Genomic DNA, 18,961 nt, shown 5'->3' on the forward strand with positions numbered 1-18,961 from the left:
GTTTATAGTGACGAAAATTTATGACGCAGCAAACTGGTCAAAGCATGAAGATGATTTTACCCAAATGTTCTATAATCAAAATGTAAAGCAGTTCTGGCTTCCGGAAGAGATTGCTTTAAACGGCGATCTACTCACTTGGAAGTACCTTGGGAAAAACGAACAAGATACTTATATGAAGGTGCTCGCCGGGCTTACTCTTCTTGATACCGAGCAGGGAAATACGGGAATGCCGATCGTGGCTGACCACGTAGAGGGCCATCAGCGCAAAGCGGTGCTGAACTTTATGGCCATGATGGAGAATGCGGTGCACGCAAAATCGTATTCCAATATTTTTATGACACTTGCACCTACTGAAACCATCAACGAAGTGTTCGAATGGGTTAAACAAAATAAATTTTTGCAGAAAAAAGCTCAAATCATTGTCGGCCTTTATCAAAGCATTAAAAAAGATGATGAGATTTCATTATTCAAAGCCATGGTAGCGTCGGTTTATCTGGAAAGCTTTTTGTTCTACAGCGGGTTCTATTATCCGCTATACTTCTACGGACAAGGAAAACTGATGCAGAGCGGAGAAATCATCAACCTGATTCTGCGCGATGAAGCCATTCACGGCGTATACATCGGGCTCCTTGCACAAGAAATATACAATAAGCAGCCCGAAGAGAAAAAAGCTGAGCTGCGCGAGTTCTCAATTGAACTATTGGAACAGCTTTATGAAAATGAACTTGAATATACAGAGGATCTGTATGACCAAGTCGGGCTGTCACACGATGTGAAGAAGTTTATCCGCTATAACGCGAATAAAGCACTTATGAACCTCGGCTTTGATTCTTACTTTGAAGAAGAAGAAATTAATCCGATCGTCTTAAACGGATTAAACACAAAAACAAAATCACATGACTTCTTCTCGATGAAGGGGAATGGCTATAAGAAAGCTACGGTGGAGCCGATTAAAGACGACGACTTTTATTTTGATGAAAAAGAGCAGATATAATATCTGCTCTTTTCGGCTTGATGATGTGAACAGGAGGAAAACGAAAAATGGGAAAAATGGATGAAGTTATTTTAGTTGCTCCGCGGGATGAAGTGTTTAAGAAAGAAAGCTTAACCTTCCAAGGCGTAAACAGTGAAGACGAACGTATCACTGAAATCATGGCGCAGATTGAGGCGCATTATCGTGAAATGAGAAGGGGAGATGCTGAAGAAGATCCGCTCTTCAAGCAGCCGATTCCTTACGTAGTCATTACACGCGAAGATGAAGTGTTTGTTTATGAACGGCTTGTAGGCGGAGGAGAGGCGCGTCTGCACAATAAACTTTCGCTTGGCTTTGGCGGCCATATGAATCACATTGAAGGGGCAGCAGCATTTTCGGAAGTGTTAAAACTAAACACTGACCGCGAGCTGGATGAGGAACTTCAAATCAATGAGGAAGATAAACTGAAGATCGTCACACTCGGTTTAATCAATGATGACGAAAACAGTGTCGGTAAAGTGCATATCGGCATCCTTTCAGCGCTTCAATTGAAATCAGGAGCACATGTGGAAGTCAAAGAAAAGGAACAAATTGCAGGCAAGTGGATGAGCATTTCTGAGTTAAAACAAGAAAGTGTTTACAGCCGGCTGGAAACGTGGTCGCAGTTTGTCGTGGATATTTTAGAATAGAAAAACCCGGTTCCTCCATTAGAGAGAGGGACCGGGTTTTTTGCTTATTCTTGTACGATAAACGCATCGAAGCCGGCATTTTTTGCTTTAGTGACAAGAGCATCAGCGTTGTTTTGTGAAGAAAAAGCGCCAATTTGCACCTTGAATAGGCTGTCCTTTAAAAGCACGATCGCATTGAAACCTTTAGCCTTTGCGCTGGAAGCGAGCGAATCTGCATTTGCTTTTACTTTGAAGGCTCCGATTTGGACTTTGTATAAACTGTCGCTAGGCTTTTTTTTTAGATTAAAGGCTTGTGCCAACCCATTGGCATGTCCCCTTGCCAGGCTTTGAATAAAACTGGCTGTTTTTAATTTGTTGGCATCTGCCGCTGTGTCAATAAAACCGTTTTCTGTAAGCAATGCAGGCATCGCAGTCTCTCTTAACACAAGGAAATTTGCTGATTTTTTCCCTCTGTCGGCAAAGTCCGCCGCTTTCAAAACCTCTCCATGGATATGTGACTGGTAAGTTGTCGTCGGCGATCCGACTCCCGGATAAACATAGCTCTCAAAGCCAGTCCCGCCTCCGGCATTAATATGAATGGATAAGAAATAATCTGCTCCCCAGCTATTAGCCGCATCCGCCCGGTCATCTAAGCTGACAAATTGGTCGCTTGTCCTGCTCATTCGCAAAGAAACATCCTCATACTCGTTGGTTAAAATCGTGCGTAACGCTAAAGCGATTTGCAAAGTCAGCGCCTTTTCTTGCAAACCATTGCCTGTTGCACCAGGATCAGTTCCCCCGTGGCCCGGATCAATAAAAATTTTAACCATTCCCATCACCTCATTACAGCATATGAACAAAACCGATTGGTGCTTGTACTGATGTCTTTACCGAAAAAAATAAGAAAAGCGCCTCCTATTTCCCGGAAAATAAAAAAATATATGGTTTGTCCCCGCTCCCGTCATGAATACAATAAGAAATAAAGTATTTCTCGGGAAAGCGCAGGATTCAACATCGTTCCCGAAAAGAACTGTTGTTTTGACAGGCGGATGTCAAAAACATGCCCCCTCATGATAGGCGCGTGTCACAAACGCTTCATTCATGAATAACATAAAGAGAAAACAGAGAGGTGAAAATGTTGGAGCGCGCTGTAACCTATAAAAATAACGGACAGATCAACATTATTCTTAACGGACAAAAGCAGGTGCTGACAAATGCTGAAGCAGAGGCGGAATATCAGACCGCTGTCCAAAAAAATGAAGCCAAGCACGGCATTCTGAAAGAAATAGAAAAAGAAATGAATACATTGGTCGGCATGGAGGAAATGAAACGGAATATCAAAGAAATTTACGCTTGGATCTTTGTGAACCAAAAACGGGCGGAACAAGGTTTAAAAGCGGGAAAACAAGCATTGCATATGATGTTTAAAGGCAATCCCGGCACAGGAAAAACAACTGTCGCCAGGCTTATCGGAAGACTTTTTTTTGAAATGAATGTTCTTTCGAAAGGTCACCTCATTGAGGCTGAACGAGCGGATCTTGTCGGGGAATACATCGGCCACACGGCACAAAAAACAAGAGATTTAATCAAAAAGTCACTGGGCGGAATTTTATTTATTGATGAAGCCTATTCTCTGGCAAGAGGCGGAGAAAAAGACTTTGGAAAAGAAGCAATAGACACGCTCGTAAAGCATATGGAAGACAAACAGCATGAATTTATTTTAATTCTTGCCGGATATTCAAGAGAAATGGACCATTTTTTATCATTAAATCCCGGGCTTCAATCACGATTTCCCATTAGTATTGATTTTCCGGATTACTCCGTATCCCAGCTGATGGATATTGCGAAACGAATGATCGCAGATAGGGAATATCAATTCAGTCAGGAAGCGGAATGGAAATTAAAAGATTACTTAATGACGGTCAAAAGCACAACAAGCCCCGTCAAATTCAGCAACGGGCGATTTGTGAGAAATGTCATTGAAAAATCAATACGCACCCAAGCTATGAGGCTCTTAATGGGAGATCAATACTTAAAAAGCGACTTGATGACAATAAAAAGCCAGGATCTCACAATAAAAGAAGAGGTACCGGGCACAGGATAGACCTCTCGCCACAGGGAGGTCTGTTTGTTTGCTCTTTTTTAGCTGCCTATGTGTCATATAAAGCCGAAATATCAAGGGATTTGTGGTATACGCCTGATCGGTTTGGTATGATAATACTACTGCCCATTACGTAAAGAAAGGAACATCCATTTGAATGAACAAGAACTGATACAAGAAAAGGCAATATTGGTTGGATGCCAGCTGCCTCATATCTCAGACGAGCATTTTGACAATTCTCTTGCGGAGCTTGCTTCCCTTACGAAAACAGCAGACGGGACGGTATTGACCACTGTGACGCAAAAAAGAAACAGGGCTGACGCAGCCACTTATATAGGAAAGGGGAAAGTAGAAGAACTCAAAGCGTTGTGCGAAGAGCTCTCAGCAGATCTTTTGATTTTTAATGACGAGCTATCGCCAAGCCAGTTAAAATCGCTGGCTACCGCCATTGAAGTGAAAATCATTGACCGCACCCAATTAATATTGGATATTTTCGCAAAAAGGGCCAAAACAAGAGAAGGAAAACTTCAAATAGAATTAGCCCAGCTGCAATACGCGCTTCCAAGACTGAGCGGACAAGGTATTAATCTCTCCAGACAAGGTGGAGGCATCGGGGCAAGAGGGCCGGGTGAAACAAAGCTAGAAACAGACCGCCGCCATATTAGAAATCGCATTCACGAAATAAACACCCAATTAACTGCGGTTACCCGACACAGAAGCCGATACCGGGATAGAAGAAAGAAAAACGGAGTCCTTCAGCTTGCTTTAGTCGGATATACCAACGCCGGAAAATCCACTTGGTTCAATCGTCTGACCAGCGCTGACAGCTATGAAGAGGATCTTTTGTTTGCGACGCTTGATCCGATGACGAGAAAACTGGTGCTGCCGAGCGGCTACAGTGTGCTGTTGTCGGATACGGTAGGGTTTATACAAGATCTGCCGACGACATTAATTGCTGCATTCAGATCGACGCTTGAGGAAGTGAAGGAAGCAGATGTCATTCTGCATGTCATTGATTCCTCAAACGAGGATTACACAGGCCATGAAAAAACCGTTATTCGGCTATTGGAGGAGCTCAAAGCAGACGATATTCCGATTCTGACAGCTTACAACAAACGAGACCAAAAACTGCCCGACTTCATCCCGTCAACCGGAAAACATCATATTATGCTCAGTGCCAGAATCGAAGATGATGCTGCGAGATTTAAAGAAAACATAGAAAAATATTTACGGGAAGAGCTTTTAACGCCGTATACGGCTAGAGTTCCGGCGGATGAAGGAAAGCTGATTGCCAGAATTAAATCAGAAACAATGGTTGAACGCATTTATTTTAATGAAGAAAATGAATGGTATGACATCTCAGGATATGTACAAGCCCAACAAAATATATCAGGCGAACTGAAGAAGTACATGTAAGAAAGGAATACAGAAAATGTTTGAAACACTAACGCACGGCGAATTATTAAAAAAGACCGCTCAAGAAGTAGAAGCAGAGATTTCTGACGTTCATAAAAGAATTGAGGAGATCAGTGAGCGCAATGAATGGAGAGTGCTTCAAAGCTATAGAAAACATAAAGTGAGCGATACCCACTTTACGCCGTCTACCGGCTATGGCTACGATGACATGGGAAGAGACACGCTGGAAAACATATACGCAGATGTTTTCGGCGGAGAAGCGGGGTTGGTAAGACCGCAGATCATCTCAGGCACCCATGCCATTTCAATTGCGTTATTCGGAGTGCTGAGACCCGGAGATGAATTGCTTTATATCACAGGCAAGCCTTATGACACGCTTGAAGAAATCGTCGGTGTCAGAGGGGGAGAAAATTCCGGCTCACTGAAGGATTTTCATATAGGATACAATGCAGTTGATCTGACCCAGGAGGGAAAAGTCGACTACGAAGGGGTAGCCGCAGCAATTAATGAAAATACGAAAGTGATTGGCATTCAGCGTTCAAAAGGCTATGCGAACCGGCCGTCTTTCCTCATTAAAGAGATTCAGGAAATGATCCGCTTTGTCAAAGAGATAAACGAAAATCTCATTGTGTTTGTGGACAACTGCTACGGCGAATTTGCAGAGGAGCTTGAGCCTTGCCATGTGGGAGCCGATCTCATGGCAGGCTCGCTTATCAAAAATCCAGGCGGTGGACTTGCCAAGACCGGAGGATACCTTGTCGGTAAAGCCAAATGGATAGAGGCCTGTTCGTATCGGATGACATCTCCGGGCATCGGCAGGGAAGCGGGCGCATCACTTTATTCACTGCAGGAAATGTATCAGGGCTTTTTTCTTGCTCCGCATGTTGTCTCTCAAAGCTTAAAAGGCGCCGTATTTACCGCCCGTTTTCTTGAAAAGCTCGGTTTTACATCTAATCCGCGCTGGGATGCGGGAAGAACGGACCTGATTCAATCCGTTGAATTTTCGGATCGGGATAAAATGATTGCTTTTTGTCAGGCGATCCAATACGCGTCACCTATCAATGCCCACGTCACCCCGTACCCGAGCTATATGCCGGGGTACGAAGATGATGTCATCATGGCTGCCGGCACTTTTGTGCAAGGAGCGAGTATTGAATTATCAGCTGATGGACCCATCAGGCCGCCATATGTCGCATACGTCCAGGGAGGATTAACCTACTCCCACGTGAAAAACGCCATTTGCAGCGCGGTGAATGCATTGATGGAAAAGCAATTAATTTAAATAGTTTAAAATTTTCAATGAATTCGATGTTAAGAATCCTTACATCGTGTTGACACATTATATTACATGACCTATAATAAAACTAAGTTAAGAAAAGGAGGAAATTGAGATGAGTGATAACATTCGCCGCTCAATGCCTTTATTTCCAATAGGAATTGTCATGCAGTTAACAGAGTTATCTGCACGCCAAATTCGATATTATGAGGAAAATGGACTGATATTTCCGGCACGAAGCGAAGGGAATAGACGATTATTTTCTTTCCATGATGTAGATAAACTGTTAGAGATTAAGCACCTGATTGAACAAGGTGTGAATATGGCAGGGATCAAACAAATTCTGGCAAAGGCATCGGCTGAACCAGAAGAGAAGCAAGATGAGAAAACGAAAAAACCGATGAAGCACGATCTGTCTGACGACGAGTTGAGAAAGCTTCTGAAAAATGAGCTCTTACAGGCAGGGCGTTTCCAGCGGGGGAATACATTCCGTCAGGGTGATATGTCCCGATTCTTTCATTAATCCGTTAGCAACTGTTTTGCTATATACATTTACCTTTTAGAGGAGGAGTTTTACGAAATGGCAAAGTACACAAGAGAAGATATCGTAAAATTAGTAAATGAGGAAAACGTTAAGTATATCCGTCTTCAATTTACAGACATTCTTGGAACAATCAAAAACGTTGAAATTCCTGTGAGCCAGCTTGAAAAAGCACTGGATAATAAATGCATGTTTGACGGTTCTTCAATTGAAGGTTTTGTTCGTATCGAAGAATCTGACATGTATTTGTATCCTGATCTAAATACATTTGTTATCTTCCCATGGACAGCTGAAAAAGGTAAAGTAGCACGTTTCATCTGTGACATTTACAATCCGGATGGAACGCCATTCGACGGTGATCCTCGAAACAATTTAAAACGGATTTTGAAAGAAATGAAAGATCTTGGATTCAGTGATTTCAATCTCGGACCAGAGCCTGAATTTTTCTTATTTAAATTAGATGAAAAAGGCGAACCTACTTTGGAATTAAACGATAAAGGCGGATACTTCGACTTGGCGCCGACAGACCTTGGCGAAAACTGCCGCCGCGATATCGTTCTTGAACTTGAAGAAATGGGCTTTGAAATCGAAGCATCCCACCACGAAGTTGCTCCGGGGCAGCACGAAATTGATTTCAAATATGCTGGAGCGATCCGTTCTTGCGACGACATTCAGACTTTTAAACTAGTTGTAAAAACAATCGCCCGTAAGCACGGTCTGCATGCGACATTCATGCCGAAACCACTGTTCGGCGTAAACGGTTCTGGTATGCACTGTAATCTATCACTCTTCAAAGATGGTGTTAACTCATTCTATGACAAAAATGCTGACCTTGAATTGAGCGAAACAGCGAAACACTTTATTGCAGGAATTGTGAAGCACGCAACAAGTTTCACTGCGGTCACAAACCCGACAGTAAACTCTTACAAACGTCTTGTGCCTGGTTATGAAGCCCCTTGCTACGTTGCATGGAGCGCACAAAACAGAAGCCCGTTAATCCGCATCCCGGCTTCCCGCGGCATCAGCACACGTGTTGAAGTGCGAAGCGTTGATCCGGCTGCGAACCCATACCTTGCACTAAGCGTATTGCTTGCTGCAGGTCTTGACGGAATCAAAAACAAACTTGAAGCACCAGAGCCGATTGACCGCAACATCTATGTCATGAGTAAAGAAGAACGCCTGGAAAACGGAATCGTAGACCTTCCGGCAACTCTTGCAGAAGCTCTAGATGAATTCAAATCAAACGAAGTCATGGTAAAAGCTCTCGGAGAGCATTTATTCGAACACTTCATCGAAGCAAAAGAAATCGAGTGGGATATGTTCCGCACGCAAGTTCACCCTTGGGAGCGCGAACAGTATATGTCTCAGTATTAATCTTTCAATCCCTTGGCACTATTGGTGTCAGGGGATTTTTGATTTTGGTCAATAGAATGGGCTTGAACAAACCATTTCAGGAACAAACCTGGAACATATTACATTATTTTACAATGACAATGAAAGCGTACGAAGTTTTCGGAGGACAAAACTTCCAAATATGAAATCACTTAAATTTGTAATTTTGGGTGCTCTCTTTAGAAATGGTTTACTAGAAAACGAAAAAGAGGAAGCGTTTGATTTCTATATAAAGAATATAAATGCAAAGCGAATCACGCTTTAAAAAACTTGTGTTTACAGATAGACGCATTAATAGATTTGAATGAGGAAATGATGAAGGGCGTTATACTATAGCTGAATATTTAAATATTATAGGTCTCGACTAAGAAATAGTTAGTTCATTAAATAACACTTTTAATTCTTCACCTTATCTATTCAACATGCGGGATGAATTAAGAAGTAAATTTTGCTGATCCAATAAAAAATTAAGAATATCAAATTGTTTCGCTTAAAATTCGTTAATATGATATTAGTTCAAAATCATAAGCGACTTCCACTATTGGTGGTCGTTTTTATATTCTCTGTAAACTGCTTTCGGTAAATCTCAGGATAGACAATTGGCGGTTAATGCTGCTTGAGTGCGATGCCAGTTTAGAAAGAATATGTGATTTAATTGGAATCGTTCGACAAATTTTGCGAATTGTTTCATTTCTAGACCTCTTGTCTGATAATAAAGCAAGAGGTGAAAGTTTATGAAAATTGTAGTTGATTTTTGGTTTGACAATGAAAATGTAAGAACAGCTAAAGTAATTGCAGAATCTGAGAAAGCACTTATAAAAGAATTGCAAGAATGTGAACATTGGTATGAGTTTGAAGATGGTAAGCGTATAGCAAATGTTAATATGCGACTTGTAACGCAATTTGATGTGAAAAGAAAATAAAATTCATAAAAAAGCATCCGGGACTGGTCCCATAAGATGAAACAAATTAAAAACACCTTCAAGTTTGAAAACGGATGGTTGTTATCCGAAATTAGACTTGGAGGTGTTTTTCTATGGGGACAAGAGAAGTTATCCGATGGAAGTCAAACAGAAGGCTGTAGACATGATCATGTAGGAACTGAATATCAAGAATAAGACGCAGGTTCAGACATGGATCAGCTGGTATAAGGCTGGGGATACACACCGACAGCCAGTTGGAAAGCAATACACTTACGGAAAAGGTCCGGAGTATTCTTCCGAATTAGAGAAACAGCAGGCAGAGAATCGTTATATGAGAAAACAAAATAAAGTTTTAAAAAAGTACAAACGAATTGGAAAGGAAGTTGATAGGGAAACGTCAATCAAACTGGTAGAAGAATTGAGGGAAACAATGACGGTACAGGCCATCTGTGTCCATTTAGGTATCTCACGCGCTTCATATTATAGATGGAAAAAGGAACTGACTAAGAGTAATTCTAAGTAACGACTAGAGAAACAAATCGGTGCGTTGTGCCGAGAGCATAAGTATCGATATGGATATCGAAAATCACAACCATAGAGAATGCGTATTAACCATAAAGCTGTTTCAACGTATGATGCAAAAAAATCAGTGGCAGTGCCAGGTTAAGGTGAAGAAGCGTAAGAAGAATGGGCAGCCACATGCCGTGGTCGATAATATATTGGATCGGAACTTTCAGTCTGATCGTCCTATTGCCTTATGGACAGAAGCAATTGTATCTTTCCAGTATATTGGATGTATACAATGGAGAAGTGATTACTTTTACGATTGGAGATAAACAGGACACAGACTTTGTCTTACACACACTTGATCAGCTGCCAACACTGCCTGAGAACTGCGTGTTACATAGTGACCAAGGTTCTGTATATAATCTTATGAGTACCAGAAAGCAGTTAAGACAAAAGGCATTACCATGAGTATGTACCGCAAAGGGACGCCCGCTGATAATGCCTCCATCGAATCGTTTCATTCCTCACTAAAGTCTGAAACGTTCTATCTTAACTGCATTGATCGAACTACGACCGCCATCGTAGAACGCACTGTCAAAGAATACATTTATTATTATAACAACATTCGTATTCAAACGAAACTAAACAACCAATCACCGGTAAACTATCGGCAATTGGCTGTATAAAGGTGTTTTGATCCCTGTCTCAAAAACAGGGGTCAGTCCCAGAGGCACTCTTTTCGATTTTTACGAAACAATTCAACCTTAAATTCACTTTATAAATAAAATTCCATCTTGAACAAACATTGTAAAATATGATACATTATTTAATAGAATTAACAAAAAATACTTTTTTATAAAAGGAGCATTTATGGATAACAAACACAACTTTATTACTCTCATACATCATTTCATATTTTCTCCTAAGGACTTTCTTTTAATCAAGTATTCTAGTGATAAGAATTATCGTCATTCTTGGTTTGTCTTCCTAGCTGTATTGAGTCTGTTTTTAGGCTTTTATTTAGCTATCTTCCCAACACTCTCTACCTTGATTAATAATTCATTTCGAGTCAATGGAATTGATTATACAACTGATATGAATACACTCATTATGATTATTACATTAGTATTAGGTATTATTCAATTTACCTCGATGGTTCTTGTAAGCTTTTTTATTATACATATTATTGGGATATTAATTGGCGGGACCGCTACAGCCAAAGAATTTTTCCCGAGTTTTATTTATTCAATCATACCCATAGGCATCAAATTTACAATACTCATTATTTTTTCTTTCTTTTTAGGTAGTGATTTCGCCTTTTCAGTTATTTACCCAAATTCTCAACAGCCACTAGGTATTATCTTGAATATTATTATCGACCCTTTCTTTTGGTGGTCTACCATTTTAGGGTGTATTGCCTTAAAAATAATACATCAAATCTCTTATAAAAAAACCATTATTATCATTAGTATTACAATGTCTTTAGGTATTATTTCTCTTTTTTCAACCAGTTTATTTTTATAAACTGAAAGGAGGTGAAATTTCAAGATGAAAAATAGCAATCTTTTTAAAATTGTAAGTGTTACAAGTGTAGTTTCTTTCTTTGCCATTGCTACTTTCCTTATGGGCTCTTCAGAAGGTATTGCAGGTTTAGCTTCTATTGACTTTAGTTCAGGTAATCAGTTCGCTTTAGACCTTTCAACAAACCTAGGAATTAGTAGAAAAACAGCCTATGTAGCAATCGGTGTTATTATGACAACAGGTGATATATTAACAATTCTCAGCCTATTGGCTGTTGTTTTGGGCGGAACTGGTCTAATTACAGCTGCAATGGTAGCTACAGCGAAAAAGCTAGCTAAAAAATACGGCAAGAAATATGCTGCTGAATGGTAAAATGATCAAATGGAAAATAAGGAGGAGTATAATTTACTCCTCCTTATTTTCGTTCTAGGAGGAATATACACATGCTCAACAAAAGGGTTCTCATTGCAAACTTTAAACTAACCTATAGACGAACTTTAAATCGCTTGATTTATTTTTTTCCATCAAGCGAAAATTTACTTAAATCAAATAAAATTCTATTTGTCTTTGCGCCCTTTTTCTTAGTGTATCTATTTATTCTCTATAAAGCCTCACAGACTCTTTTAACTGGAGTTCCAGAGCATATTCTAACTCTAGGTACTAACTTTATCATTCTCTTTTTTGTTTTGAATATATTAAAATCATCGACTGATATCATACATCGATATGTATATCCTGAAGATTTTCTTCTTCTCCATACTTTAAAAACGGATCCAAAAAAAATTTTATTATCAAGGTTCTTCACAACAATTTTTCTAAACATCCTGTTTAAATTAACAGTAGTGTTATTCCCTATACTCTTTTTTATAAATTTTTCTACACATGATCGTATATATCTTTTGTTATCATTTCCATCATTGCTAATATTTATTGTTGGACTAACAAGTCTTTATTCATCGCTTACATACATCGTTTATTCTAAATTTCTACATAACATTTTAAATTCACGATCAAAAAGCTTGTTATCCCTTTTAGGAATTGCCTGTTTATCTGCCATTTCAACTACTTTTCTTGGTTGGATTGGACTTAATTATTTTTATCAAAATGATCTCCTTGAAGCTATTGGCAATTTCATACATCTATTTAAATTAGATACGATACTGACCACCAATTGGCTTCCTACAAATTGGTTTTTACTTTCAACAAGTGATGTACATTTATTTTTTATATGTTCTATAGGTTATATTGCTTTAGGTTGCCTTTTCGTCTTTATTACCTTTAATTTAATTTTGAAAGTATTGATTATAAAAGAAGCAGTACCTAATAATCTTTTGCCAAAATTAAAACCAATCAAGTTGCCTTTTTTAAGTTTCTTACAAAAGGCCTTACCACGGCAAAATATTGCTATTCTAAAGAAAGACCTTACTGCATTATTAAGAGCTAATTTTACAATAAAAAAACGACTGGTACTTTCCATTAATATGATTGCAATAGAACTAGGTGTATTGATAGGTCTTAGTTTAAATCAAATGTGGTTTGATTTCTCAGATATCTTTGTTATCTACCCAATTTTATTTGCTGTGACTTATAACACATCTTTATTAGGAGAGGGATTACTTGGCGTAACTTCAGCAGATGCAGAGCGTGAGAACCTTTATGTTTATAAGAGTTCGGGTGCTTCTATTTTTAAATTGATCGCAGGAAAATCTTTATTGCACTTATCTGTGATTCTTATTTTAATGAATACGTTATATCTATTTATCTTATTGTTATTCAACTTAGATATTATGACGCAATTTATATTATTCATCATGATTAACTCCATCAGTCTTATCATAGGTGCTGGGCAAATTATTGGAACATTTCTCTATCCTCGTTTAGATTGGGAGAACTTTGAAGACATTGGTTCATCTGTTAAAGCATCATTTTTTGAACATACTATTCTTGGAGTGTTACTGGCATTTTACCTTCAGTTGTATGGTATCACAGGCGTTCTCGTTACATTTGATATTATTAATAGGGGAATATTCTTTTCAATCATTGTGACAGGTACCATTTTATTTGTTATAGGTATTGGATTCTTTTATTACTTTTGGATTAAAAGAATAGGAACGAAAAATTGGGAGATGAAAACATGAACATTGAAAATGTGTCTTTCAAATATAAAGATAAACTGATCCTTGAATCTATTAATTTAAAGATAGAGAAAGGCAAAGTGTACGGCTTACTTGGACCAAATGGAGCTGGTAAATCAACTCTTTTAAAATGTATCCTTGGTATAGTGAAACCTTACGAAGGTAAAATCACTATCAAAGGAGAAACCTTAGAATCTGAAAGATCCTCTTACCTTAAATATATAGGATACGTTCCAGACGCACCTTTTATCTATCATTATTTAACACCTAGAGAGTACCTTGAGTTTGTTGCTGATTTACAAGATGTCCCTTATGAGATTAAAAATGATAGAATAGATCTTTTGTTAAGTCAATTTAACTTGAAAGATAATGAAAATGACATGATATCTACATTTTCTTTTGGTATGAAACATAAGTTATCTGTTGCAGGAGCCATACTTCATGAACCAGAAATATTAATATTAGATGAACCATTAGGTGCATTTGATCCTCCCACTACAAAGATGATGAAAAGTTTTCTCAAACGTTATGCTGAACAGGGGAATACTGTCATCATGTCTACACACCTTGTAAACATAGCACAACAATTATGTGATAAGGTTGGAATACTGATTAATGGTACTTTAGTTAAAGAATATAATCACCTTACAGACATAAAGGATTTTGAAGATTTGATTATAAGGGATATGGATACGATACTAAAATGAAGGAATTAATAAAAAGAAATAAGCGTATACTCTATATAGCAAGCTCCTTTTACATAGTGGGTTTAGTTCTTGGTGTGATTTTTAACAATATTATACCTAGCCTTAGTCAAGATAATGTTCAAAATATCACAGTATTAGGTTATTTTACACATAATTTTGCAGCGAATTTATTTCTCATTTTTTCAATGTTTACATTTGGAATTTTAACATCTATCTTATTACTATTGAATGGCTTCTTAGTCGGTCTATCTTCTTTACATAGTATCACCGACCATGGAAACGATGTCTTATTTATATTAACTGCTGTGGTTCCTCACGGTATTTTTGAGATTCCTGCAATGATTTTGTCGGGAGCACTTGGTTTCAAATTGTTAGATTTCGTATATATGAAGATAAGGGGTATTTATTTTTCAAAAAAACAGTTTTTACTAGATTTTTTGTACTTTGTTATTATACTATTTTTATTGACATTACTTGCTGCTGTTACAGAAGCATTAATAACGCCTTATTTACTTAACAAATTAACATTAGGAGGCTCTTATGTTTATTAATAAAAAGCAGATAGATAAATTACTGGATGATCATACAGAAGAAGAACAAAAAGAAACGAAAAGTAAAGTTAATACTTCATTTATAATAGTATTTTATTTTTCAATACTACTATCAATCTGTACTTTCTTTTTTAATTATAGGTACTTTTTGATTACTTTGTTTGGCCCGACCATTTTAGTAACTTTTATATCCCCGCCTTTACAATTCAAAAAAGGTATTTATAGAATTTTTTCGGCACTATATTTAATACTTTTAATTACAGTTACTTTCTTTTGGTTAAAGTAAGTGATTAATTCTCAATCAAAAAACGTCCTTAATTGATGTTTTTTCATTTTATATCGTTTTAAATAAATAATTTGAATTATTTTTTGACATGTTCCATCCCGCACTATGAATGGGTTCTCCATCCTTTTTTATCATTGTATAGGTATGTAAACGGTTTATTGTAGGGGGAGGGGCTTATGTTAACGCTTATTGGTTTGCTGATTATTTTAACGATTGTCGTATTGCTGATTTTGGAAAAAACAAGTCCGATTGTTGCCATGGTCATGGTGCCTTTGATAGGGGCGCTCATTGACGGATTTGGTATCAATGATATTCAAACCTTTTTTGAAGAAGGGATTATCAAAGTACTGCCAGTGGCGACCATGTTTATCTTCGCTATTTTATTTTTTGGCATTTTACAAGATACAGGGTTCTTTGAACCTGTAATCATAGCATTAATCAAGCTGACAAAGGGGAATGTTGTCACCGTTTCCATGGGTACAGCTGCAATTGGGATGATCTCACACTTAGACGGTGCAGGAGCTACAACCTTTTTATTAACTGTACCCGCACTGCTTCCGCACATATGAGTCCTTACTTACTGTTGTTGTTAATTGGGACTAGTGCCGGCTTAACCAATATGGTTCCGTGGGGTGGACCAACTGGACGGGCAGTAAGTGTACTAAATGTGAGTCCGTCAGAATTATGGTACCGCTCATACCGATTCAGCTCATTGCTGTAGTGTTTGTGTTAGGGATGGCCTTTATTTTAGGAAAAAGAGAACAAAAGCGAATACAAGTGAAAATAGCTGCAAAAAAGGTCACAGCCGTTCAACTTGAAGGTGCGGATTGGGATTGCGCCTTCAACTCCACCAGTGAAACAGGAACTTCATTTTATTTGCCGCTGTGGTGTCCATTCTTGTATTAAATATCATCCCTGCGAGTTATACATTTATGATTGGGCTATCACTCGCACTTTTAATTAACTACCCTAATGTGAAAATGCAAATGGAGCGTATCAAGGTACATGCACCCAGTGCCCTTGTAATGGCAACTGTTATTTTTTCTGCAGGATCATTTTTAGGAATCCTTGAAGGACTGGTATGCTGAAAGCAATTGCGGTGGATAGTGTTTATATTCTGCCAGCATTTCTTCTGCCATTTCTACATATCATTGTTGGTTTTCTTGGAGTGCCTCTTGATATGTTAACAAGCACAGATGCTTATTATTATGCACTTTTGCCTATTGTGAAATCAGCTTTCTTGTTTGAATTATTCCAGAAGTATTGGGCCGGTTCGGTTTCGCCGATGGGAACAGTGAATTTTTAGGTTCTGCCATTACAAGCTTGTTTTACATGTGCGGGTTAATACCGGCTATTTATTTAGTCGAAAAAATTGGAAGGAGACATGTATTAATTTGGCCATTTTTAGTGTCTGCGATTATTTTAGCCATCCTCGGATTTACTTCAAGTTTGCAAATGTCCTTCGCTTTCACAATAACTTTATTTGTTATTTACGGAATTTTCAATACAGGTATGACGATCCATCAATGGATTTATCCAAATGAATTATTTCCGACAAAAATCAGGGGAACGGCATTGGGTTTTTGGTACAGGAGTAAGCAGAATAGGTTCATCTATCAGTACATTTTTATTTCCTATATTTCTTAGCAAATACGGATTGGGAGTAACTCAGGATTTATCGTTTCTTTAATTATGGCACCTGAAACGAAGAATATGAGTTTAGCTGAAACAAGCAGCTTGAACAAGAAAAATAATAGGCTAAACAGTAAAGCAACATCTGAACAAAAAACAACTTATTAAAATTGAATTATATGGAGGATTTTACATGTGGGTTATTACTGTTTACTAGGAGACACGATATTCCCATTTGTCTCCTCTTTTTTCTGAATGTAGCCATTAGTTCACCTAACCTCAGATTTTAAAATGGAATTTCATCGATTAGTTGTTGAGTATTATTCTCTTCCCAATTTTCTAATATATCATTTAAGTATTATGTAGATGCTAAACCACAATTATGACAAAAACGAGCATTTCCTTCCAGAAGAGTTTCACAACCTTCCGATTTGTGCCGCGAGGTTTGTGGATCATATTCATCCTCAACTGAAATCCCAGTGCATTTGTTAATTCAATATGTACCACAAATATGACAAGTTGGACAATTTAGTGCTCTACTGTTATCGTCTAAAAGAAAACTAGCATATTCCATCTGTTTTTTCTCTCCTTGAATTTAATTAATACTTCCCCATACTTTACAGTGGTTGATCGAGTCCGCAAGCATCAAGATTGGAATGACAAGTATTGTCCGCACCGAATCTTATCAGAGGGACGATGGAATAAGGTTAAGGCTTCCATTGAAAAAGAATTAAAGGCATTGGGCGGAAAGACTCCTAGTTCTTCAGGGGATTCGTCAGGTTCAACTTATACAGTCAAAAAAGGGAGATACTCTTTCAGGAATTGCTAAGGCTAAAGGAGTAAGCGTGGCAAACCTTCAGAGCTGGAATAACATTAAGGATCCGAATAAAATCAAAGTTGGCCAAAAGTTGAAACTTAAAGGCCCCAGTTCTTCCAGCACTAAATCAAATAGAAAAAAAATCAGCCTTCTCCTTGACTTCGGGTGTCTTTAAAGTAACAAGCCGATGACAAAAGGGGATAAAGTAAAACAAATTCAGAAAGCGCTGGCGATGCTATACTTCTGCCCGGATAAAGGTACAAAGAATAATTACGGTATTGACGGAGTATATGGGCCGAAAACAGCAAAGGCAGTCGAACGGTTCCAGTCAGTAAATAGTTGAAAGCTGACGGTATTTATGGACCTAAGACGAAAGCGAAAATTGAATCTCTCTTGAAATAATTAAGAGGAAGAATAGAGCGGCACCTCATTATATACCTGTCTCTTTTTTCTTTATATGTCACTAAAGTAGGTGATTGTTTTTGTTTATATCTCCAATGCTATTACACTCCATAAAAGCACCTTTTGACAATGAGAACTACATTACCTAAACCTAGGTATCTCTGTAAACTTGTGTGTATATTAATAATAAAATAATCCTCATCCTTATGTACGGATGAGTTATTATATAAAAATCATTTGTACATAAATATCCTAATGTATTAAATTGCCTAAGTGAGCAGTTATTTTGTACAGTTTTCTTAAAATAAGAATCCAATCTTATTAGACCCAAGTCACACGAACTACGAGTTACAGCTTTGTTTGCTGCCGTAGACTCTTTTGTTGTTCAACTAACAGAGCATGTTTATGCAAGAAGCTTAGGATGGAAAAGATCGCACAAATAGTACATAATCTGGCCTGCTTTCTACTCTGAAACCTCACTCCAGATAATAGCTAACAAAACTAATAAAATGCGTATTAAATGATCTTTTGTAACCGTATTTAAAAGGACAACAAGTACAGTTTTTAAAATTTGATTGTCTTTACTTTGGATGATCACTAGAATGTCTAACAACGAAATAACAGTACCAATAATATAATCCTTATATTGATTATCGTTCATGATTTTTCCTCCATTTTTTTATAAAGTATTACTTTACTATAAAAATGGTGTGTGGATTTGAACAAAAAAATCTTTTTGCACAGTTTGAAACAAAAGCATTTAGGTGAAATGATTGTTGATTAAACGGCATACAGGAGACGGCACAAATGGCACCGGGAACCGTAAGTCATTCATCGTTAAAATCTGCACACAGATTCAGAAAGCGCTGGCGGCTCTTTATTTCTACCTGAATAAAAGCGCTAAAAACTTTAGAATTGATGGCTATTGCGGAGCAAAGACAGCAAATGCAGTCAAACGGTTCCAGTCAATGTACGGGCTGACGGCTGATGGGGTTTACGGACAGAAAACAAAAGTAAAATTAGAATCGTTACTGAAATAATAAAATGCCCTATCTTTTTCCAGGGAGAAGGCTTTTCAAAATTGGTTGTAATAAAAAATAAAAAAAAGAAAAT

At 37.9% G+C, this 18,961-nt stretch carries 16 protein-coding genes and 4 pseudogenes; 18 read left to right on the forward strand and 2 right to left on the reverse strand.

What is annotated here, in order from left to right:
* The first annotated feature begins 7 nt into the window (after positions 1-7).
* Both nrdF and AAHT65_RS16135 read left to right on the forward strand, forming a co-directional pair.
* A complete protein-coding gene (nrdF, locus tag AAHT65_RS16130; protein WP_003328811.1) occupies positions 8-994 on the forward strand; it encodes a class 1b ribonucleoside-diphosphate reductase subunit beta in 987 nt (328 codons plus the stop codon).
* Between the two features lie 47 nt (positions 995-1,041).
* Entirely contained in the window at positions 1,042-1,662 is a 621-nt protein-coding gene (locus AAHT65_RS16135; protein ID WP_106271487.1) for a hypothetical protein, read from the forward strand.
* A 44-nt stretch (positions 1,663-1,706) separates the two neighbouring features.
* Here the strand turns inward: AAHT65_RS16135 and AAHT65_RS16140 are convergent, their stop codons facing one another.
* A complete protein-coding gene (locus AAHT65_RS16140; protein WP_094232066.1) occupies positions 1,707-2,471 on the reverse strand; it encodes an N-acetylmuramoyl-L-alanine amidase in 765 nt (254 codons plus the stop codon).
* 305 nt (positions 2,472-2,776) lie between these two features.
* On the opposite strand from AAHT65_RS16140, the gene spoVK reads away from it, so the two are divergent.
* The 15 genes and pseudogenes from spoVK to AAHT65_RS21680 all read left to right on the forward strand — a co-directional run.
* Positions 2,777-3,745, forward strand: a complete 969-nt coding sequence (gene spoVK, locus AAHT65_RS16145; protein WP_034717966.1) for a stage V sporulation protein K — start codon at positions 2,777-2,779, stop codon at positions 3,743-3,745.
* Between the two features lie 150 nt (positions 3,746-3,895).
* Positions 3,896-5,158: a GTPase HflX gene (gene hflX / locus AAHT65_RS16150; RefSeq protein ID WP_094232067.1), complete on the forward strand. Its 1,263-nt coding sequence runs from the start codon at positions 3,896-3,898 to the stop codon at positions 5,156-5,158.
* 16 nt (positions 5,159-5,174) lie between these two features.
* A complete protein-coding gene (locus AAHT65_RS16155; RefSeq protein ID WP_003328806.1) occupies positions 5,175-6,440 on the forward strand; it encodes an aminotransferase class I/II-fold pyridoxal phosphate-dependent enzyme in 1,266 nt (421 codons plus the stop codon).
* Between the two features lie 109 nt (positions 6,441-6,549).
* On the forward strand, positions 6,550-6,957 hold the full coding sequence (glnR, locus tag AAHT65_RS16160) for a transcriptional repressor GlnR (protein WP_010788693.1): 408 nt from the start codon (positions 6,550-6,552) through the stop codon (positions 6,955-6,957).
* Between the two features lie 57 nt (positions 6,958-7,014).
* On the forward strand, positions 7,015-8,349 hold the full coding sequence (gene glnA, locus AAHT65_RS16165; RefSeq protein ID WP_094232068.1) for a type I glutamate--ammonia ligase: 1,335 nt from the start codon (positions 7,015-7,017) through the stop codon (positions 8,347-8,349).
* Between the two features lie 752 nt (positions 8,350-9,101).
* Positions 9,102-9,290, forward strand: a complete 189-nt coding sequence (locus AAHT65_RS16170; protein ID WP_088117215.1) for a hypothetical protein — start codon at positions 9,102-9,104, stop codon at positions 9,288-9,290.
* A 136-nt stretch (positions 9,291-9,426) separates the two neighbouring features.
* Positions 9,427-10,483, forward strand: a pseudogene (locus AAHT65_RS16175) (IS3 family transposase).
* Between the two features lie 184 nt (positions 10,484-10,667).
* Complete coding sequence (locus AAHT65_RS16180) at positions 10,668-11,321, forward strand: YIP1 family protein (protein WP_094232069.1); 654 nt, start codon at positions 10,668-10,670, stop codon at positions 11,319-11,321.
* A gap of 24 nt (positions 11,322-11,345) precedes the next feature.
* Positions 11,346-11,690 carry an uberolysin/carnocyclin family circular bacteriocin gene (locus AAHT65_RS16185; RefSeq protein WP_094232070.1) on the forward strand — a complete coding sequence of 115 codons (345 nt, stop codon included), beginning with the start codon at positions 11,346-11,348 and terminating at the stop codon, positions 11,688-11,690.
* 71 nt (positions 11,691-11,761) lie between these two features.
* The gene (locus AAHT65_RS16190; RefSeq protein ID WP_094232071.1) at positions 11,762-13,456 is read left to right on the forward strand and encodes a hypothetical protein; all 1,695 of its coding nucleotides are present in this window, start codon (positions 11,762-11,764) and stop codon (positions 13,454-13,456) included.
* Entirely contained in the window at positions 13,453-14,160 is a 708-nt protein-coding gene (locus AAHT65_RS16195) for an ABC transporter ATP-binding protein (protein WP_088117219.1), read from the forward strand. Before AAHT65_RS16190 ends, AAHT65_RS16195 begins: the two co-directional genes overlap by 4 nt.
* Positions 14,157-14,711 (forward strand): stage II sporulation protein M, encoded by a 555-nt coding sequence (locus AAHT65_RS16200; protein WP_088117220.1) that lies wholly within the window; start codon positions 14,157-14,159, stop codon positions 14,709-14,711. The genes AAHT65_RS16195 and AAHT65_RS16200 overlap by 4 nt, the downstream gene beginning before the upstream one ends.
* Before the next feature lie 462 nt (positions 14,712-15,173).
* Positions 15,174-16,231, forward strand: a pseudogene (locus tag AAHT65_RS21670) (citrate:proton symporter); the annotation flags it as partial.
* A 29-nt stretch (positions 16,232-16,260) separates the two neighbouring features.
* Entirely contained in the window at positions 16,261-16,644 is a 384-nt protein-coding gene (locus AAHT65_RS21675) for an MFS transporter (protein ID WP_425524829.1), read from the forward strand.
* Between the two features lie 610 nt (positions 16,645-17,254).
* Positions 17,255-17,848 (forward strand): annotated as a pseudogene (locus AAHT65_RS21680) (LysM peptidoglycan-binding domain-containing protein); the annotation flags it as partial.
* Positions 17,849-18,311: 463 nt separating this feature from the next.
* Here AAHT65_RS21680 and AAHT65_RS16230 read toward each other — a convergent pair.
* Positions 18,312-18,509 (reverse strand): hypothetical protein, encoded by a 198-nt coding sequence (locus tag AAHT65_RS16230; protein ID WP_061571806.1) that lies wholly within the window; start codon positions 18,507-18,509, stop codon positions 18,312-18,314.
* Positions 18,510-18,699: 190 nt separating this feature from the next.
* On the opposite strand from AAHT65_RS16230, the pseudogene AAHT65_RS16235 reads away from it, so the two are divergent.
* Positions 18,700-18,888: pseudogene (locus AAHT65_RS16235) on the forward strand (peptidoglycan-binding domain-containing protein); the annotation flags it as partial.
* Positions 18,889-18,961 lie beyond the last annotated feature (73 nt).

Source organism: Bacillus atrophaeus (assembly GCF_039519175.1).
GTDB classification, from domain to species: Bacteria; Bacillota; Bacilli; order Bacillales; family Bacillaceae; genus Bacillus; species Bacillus atrophaeus.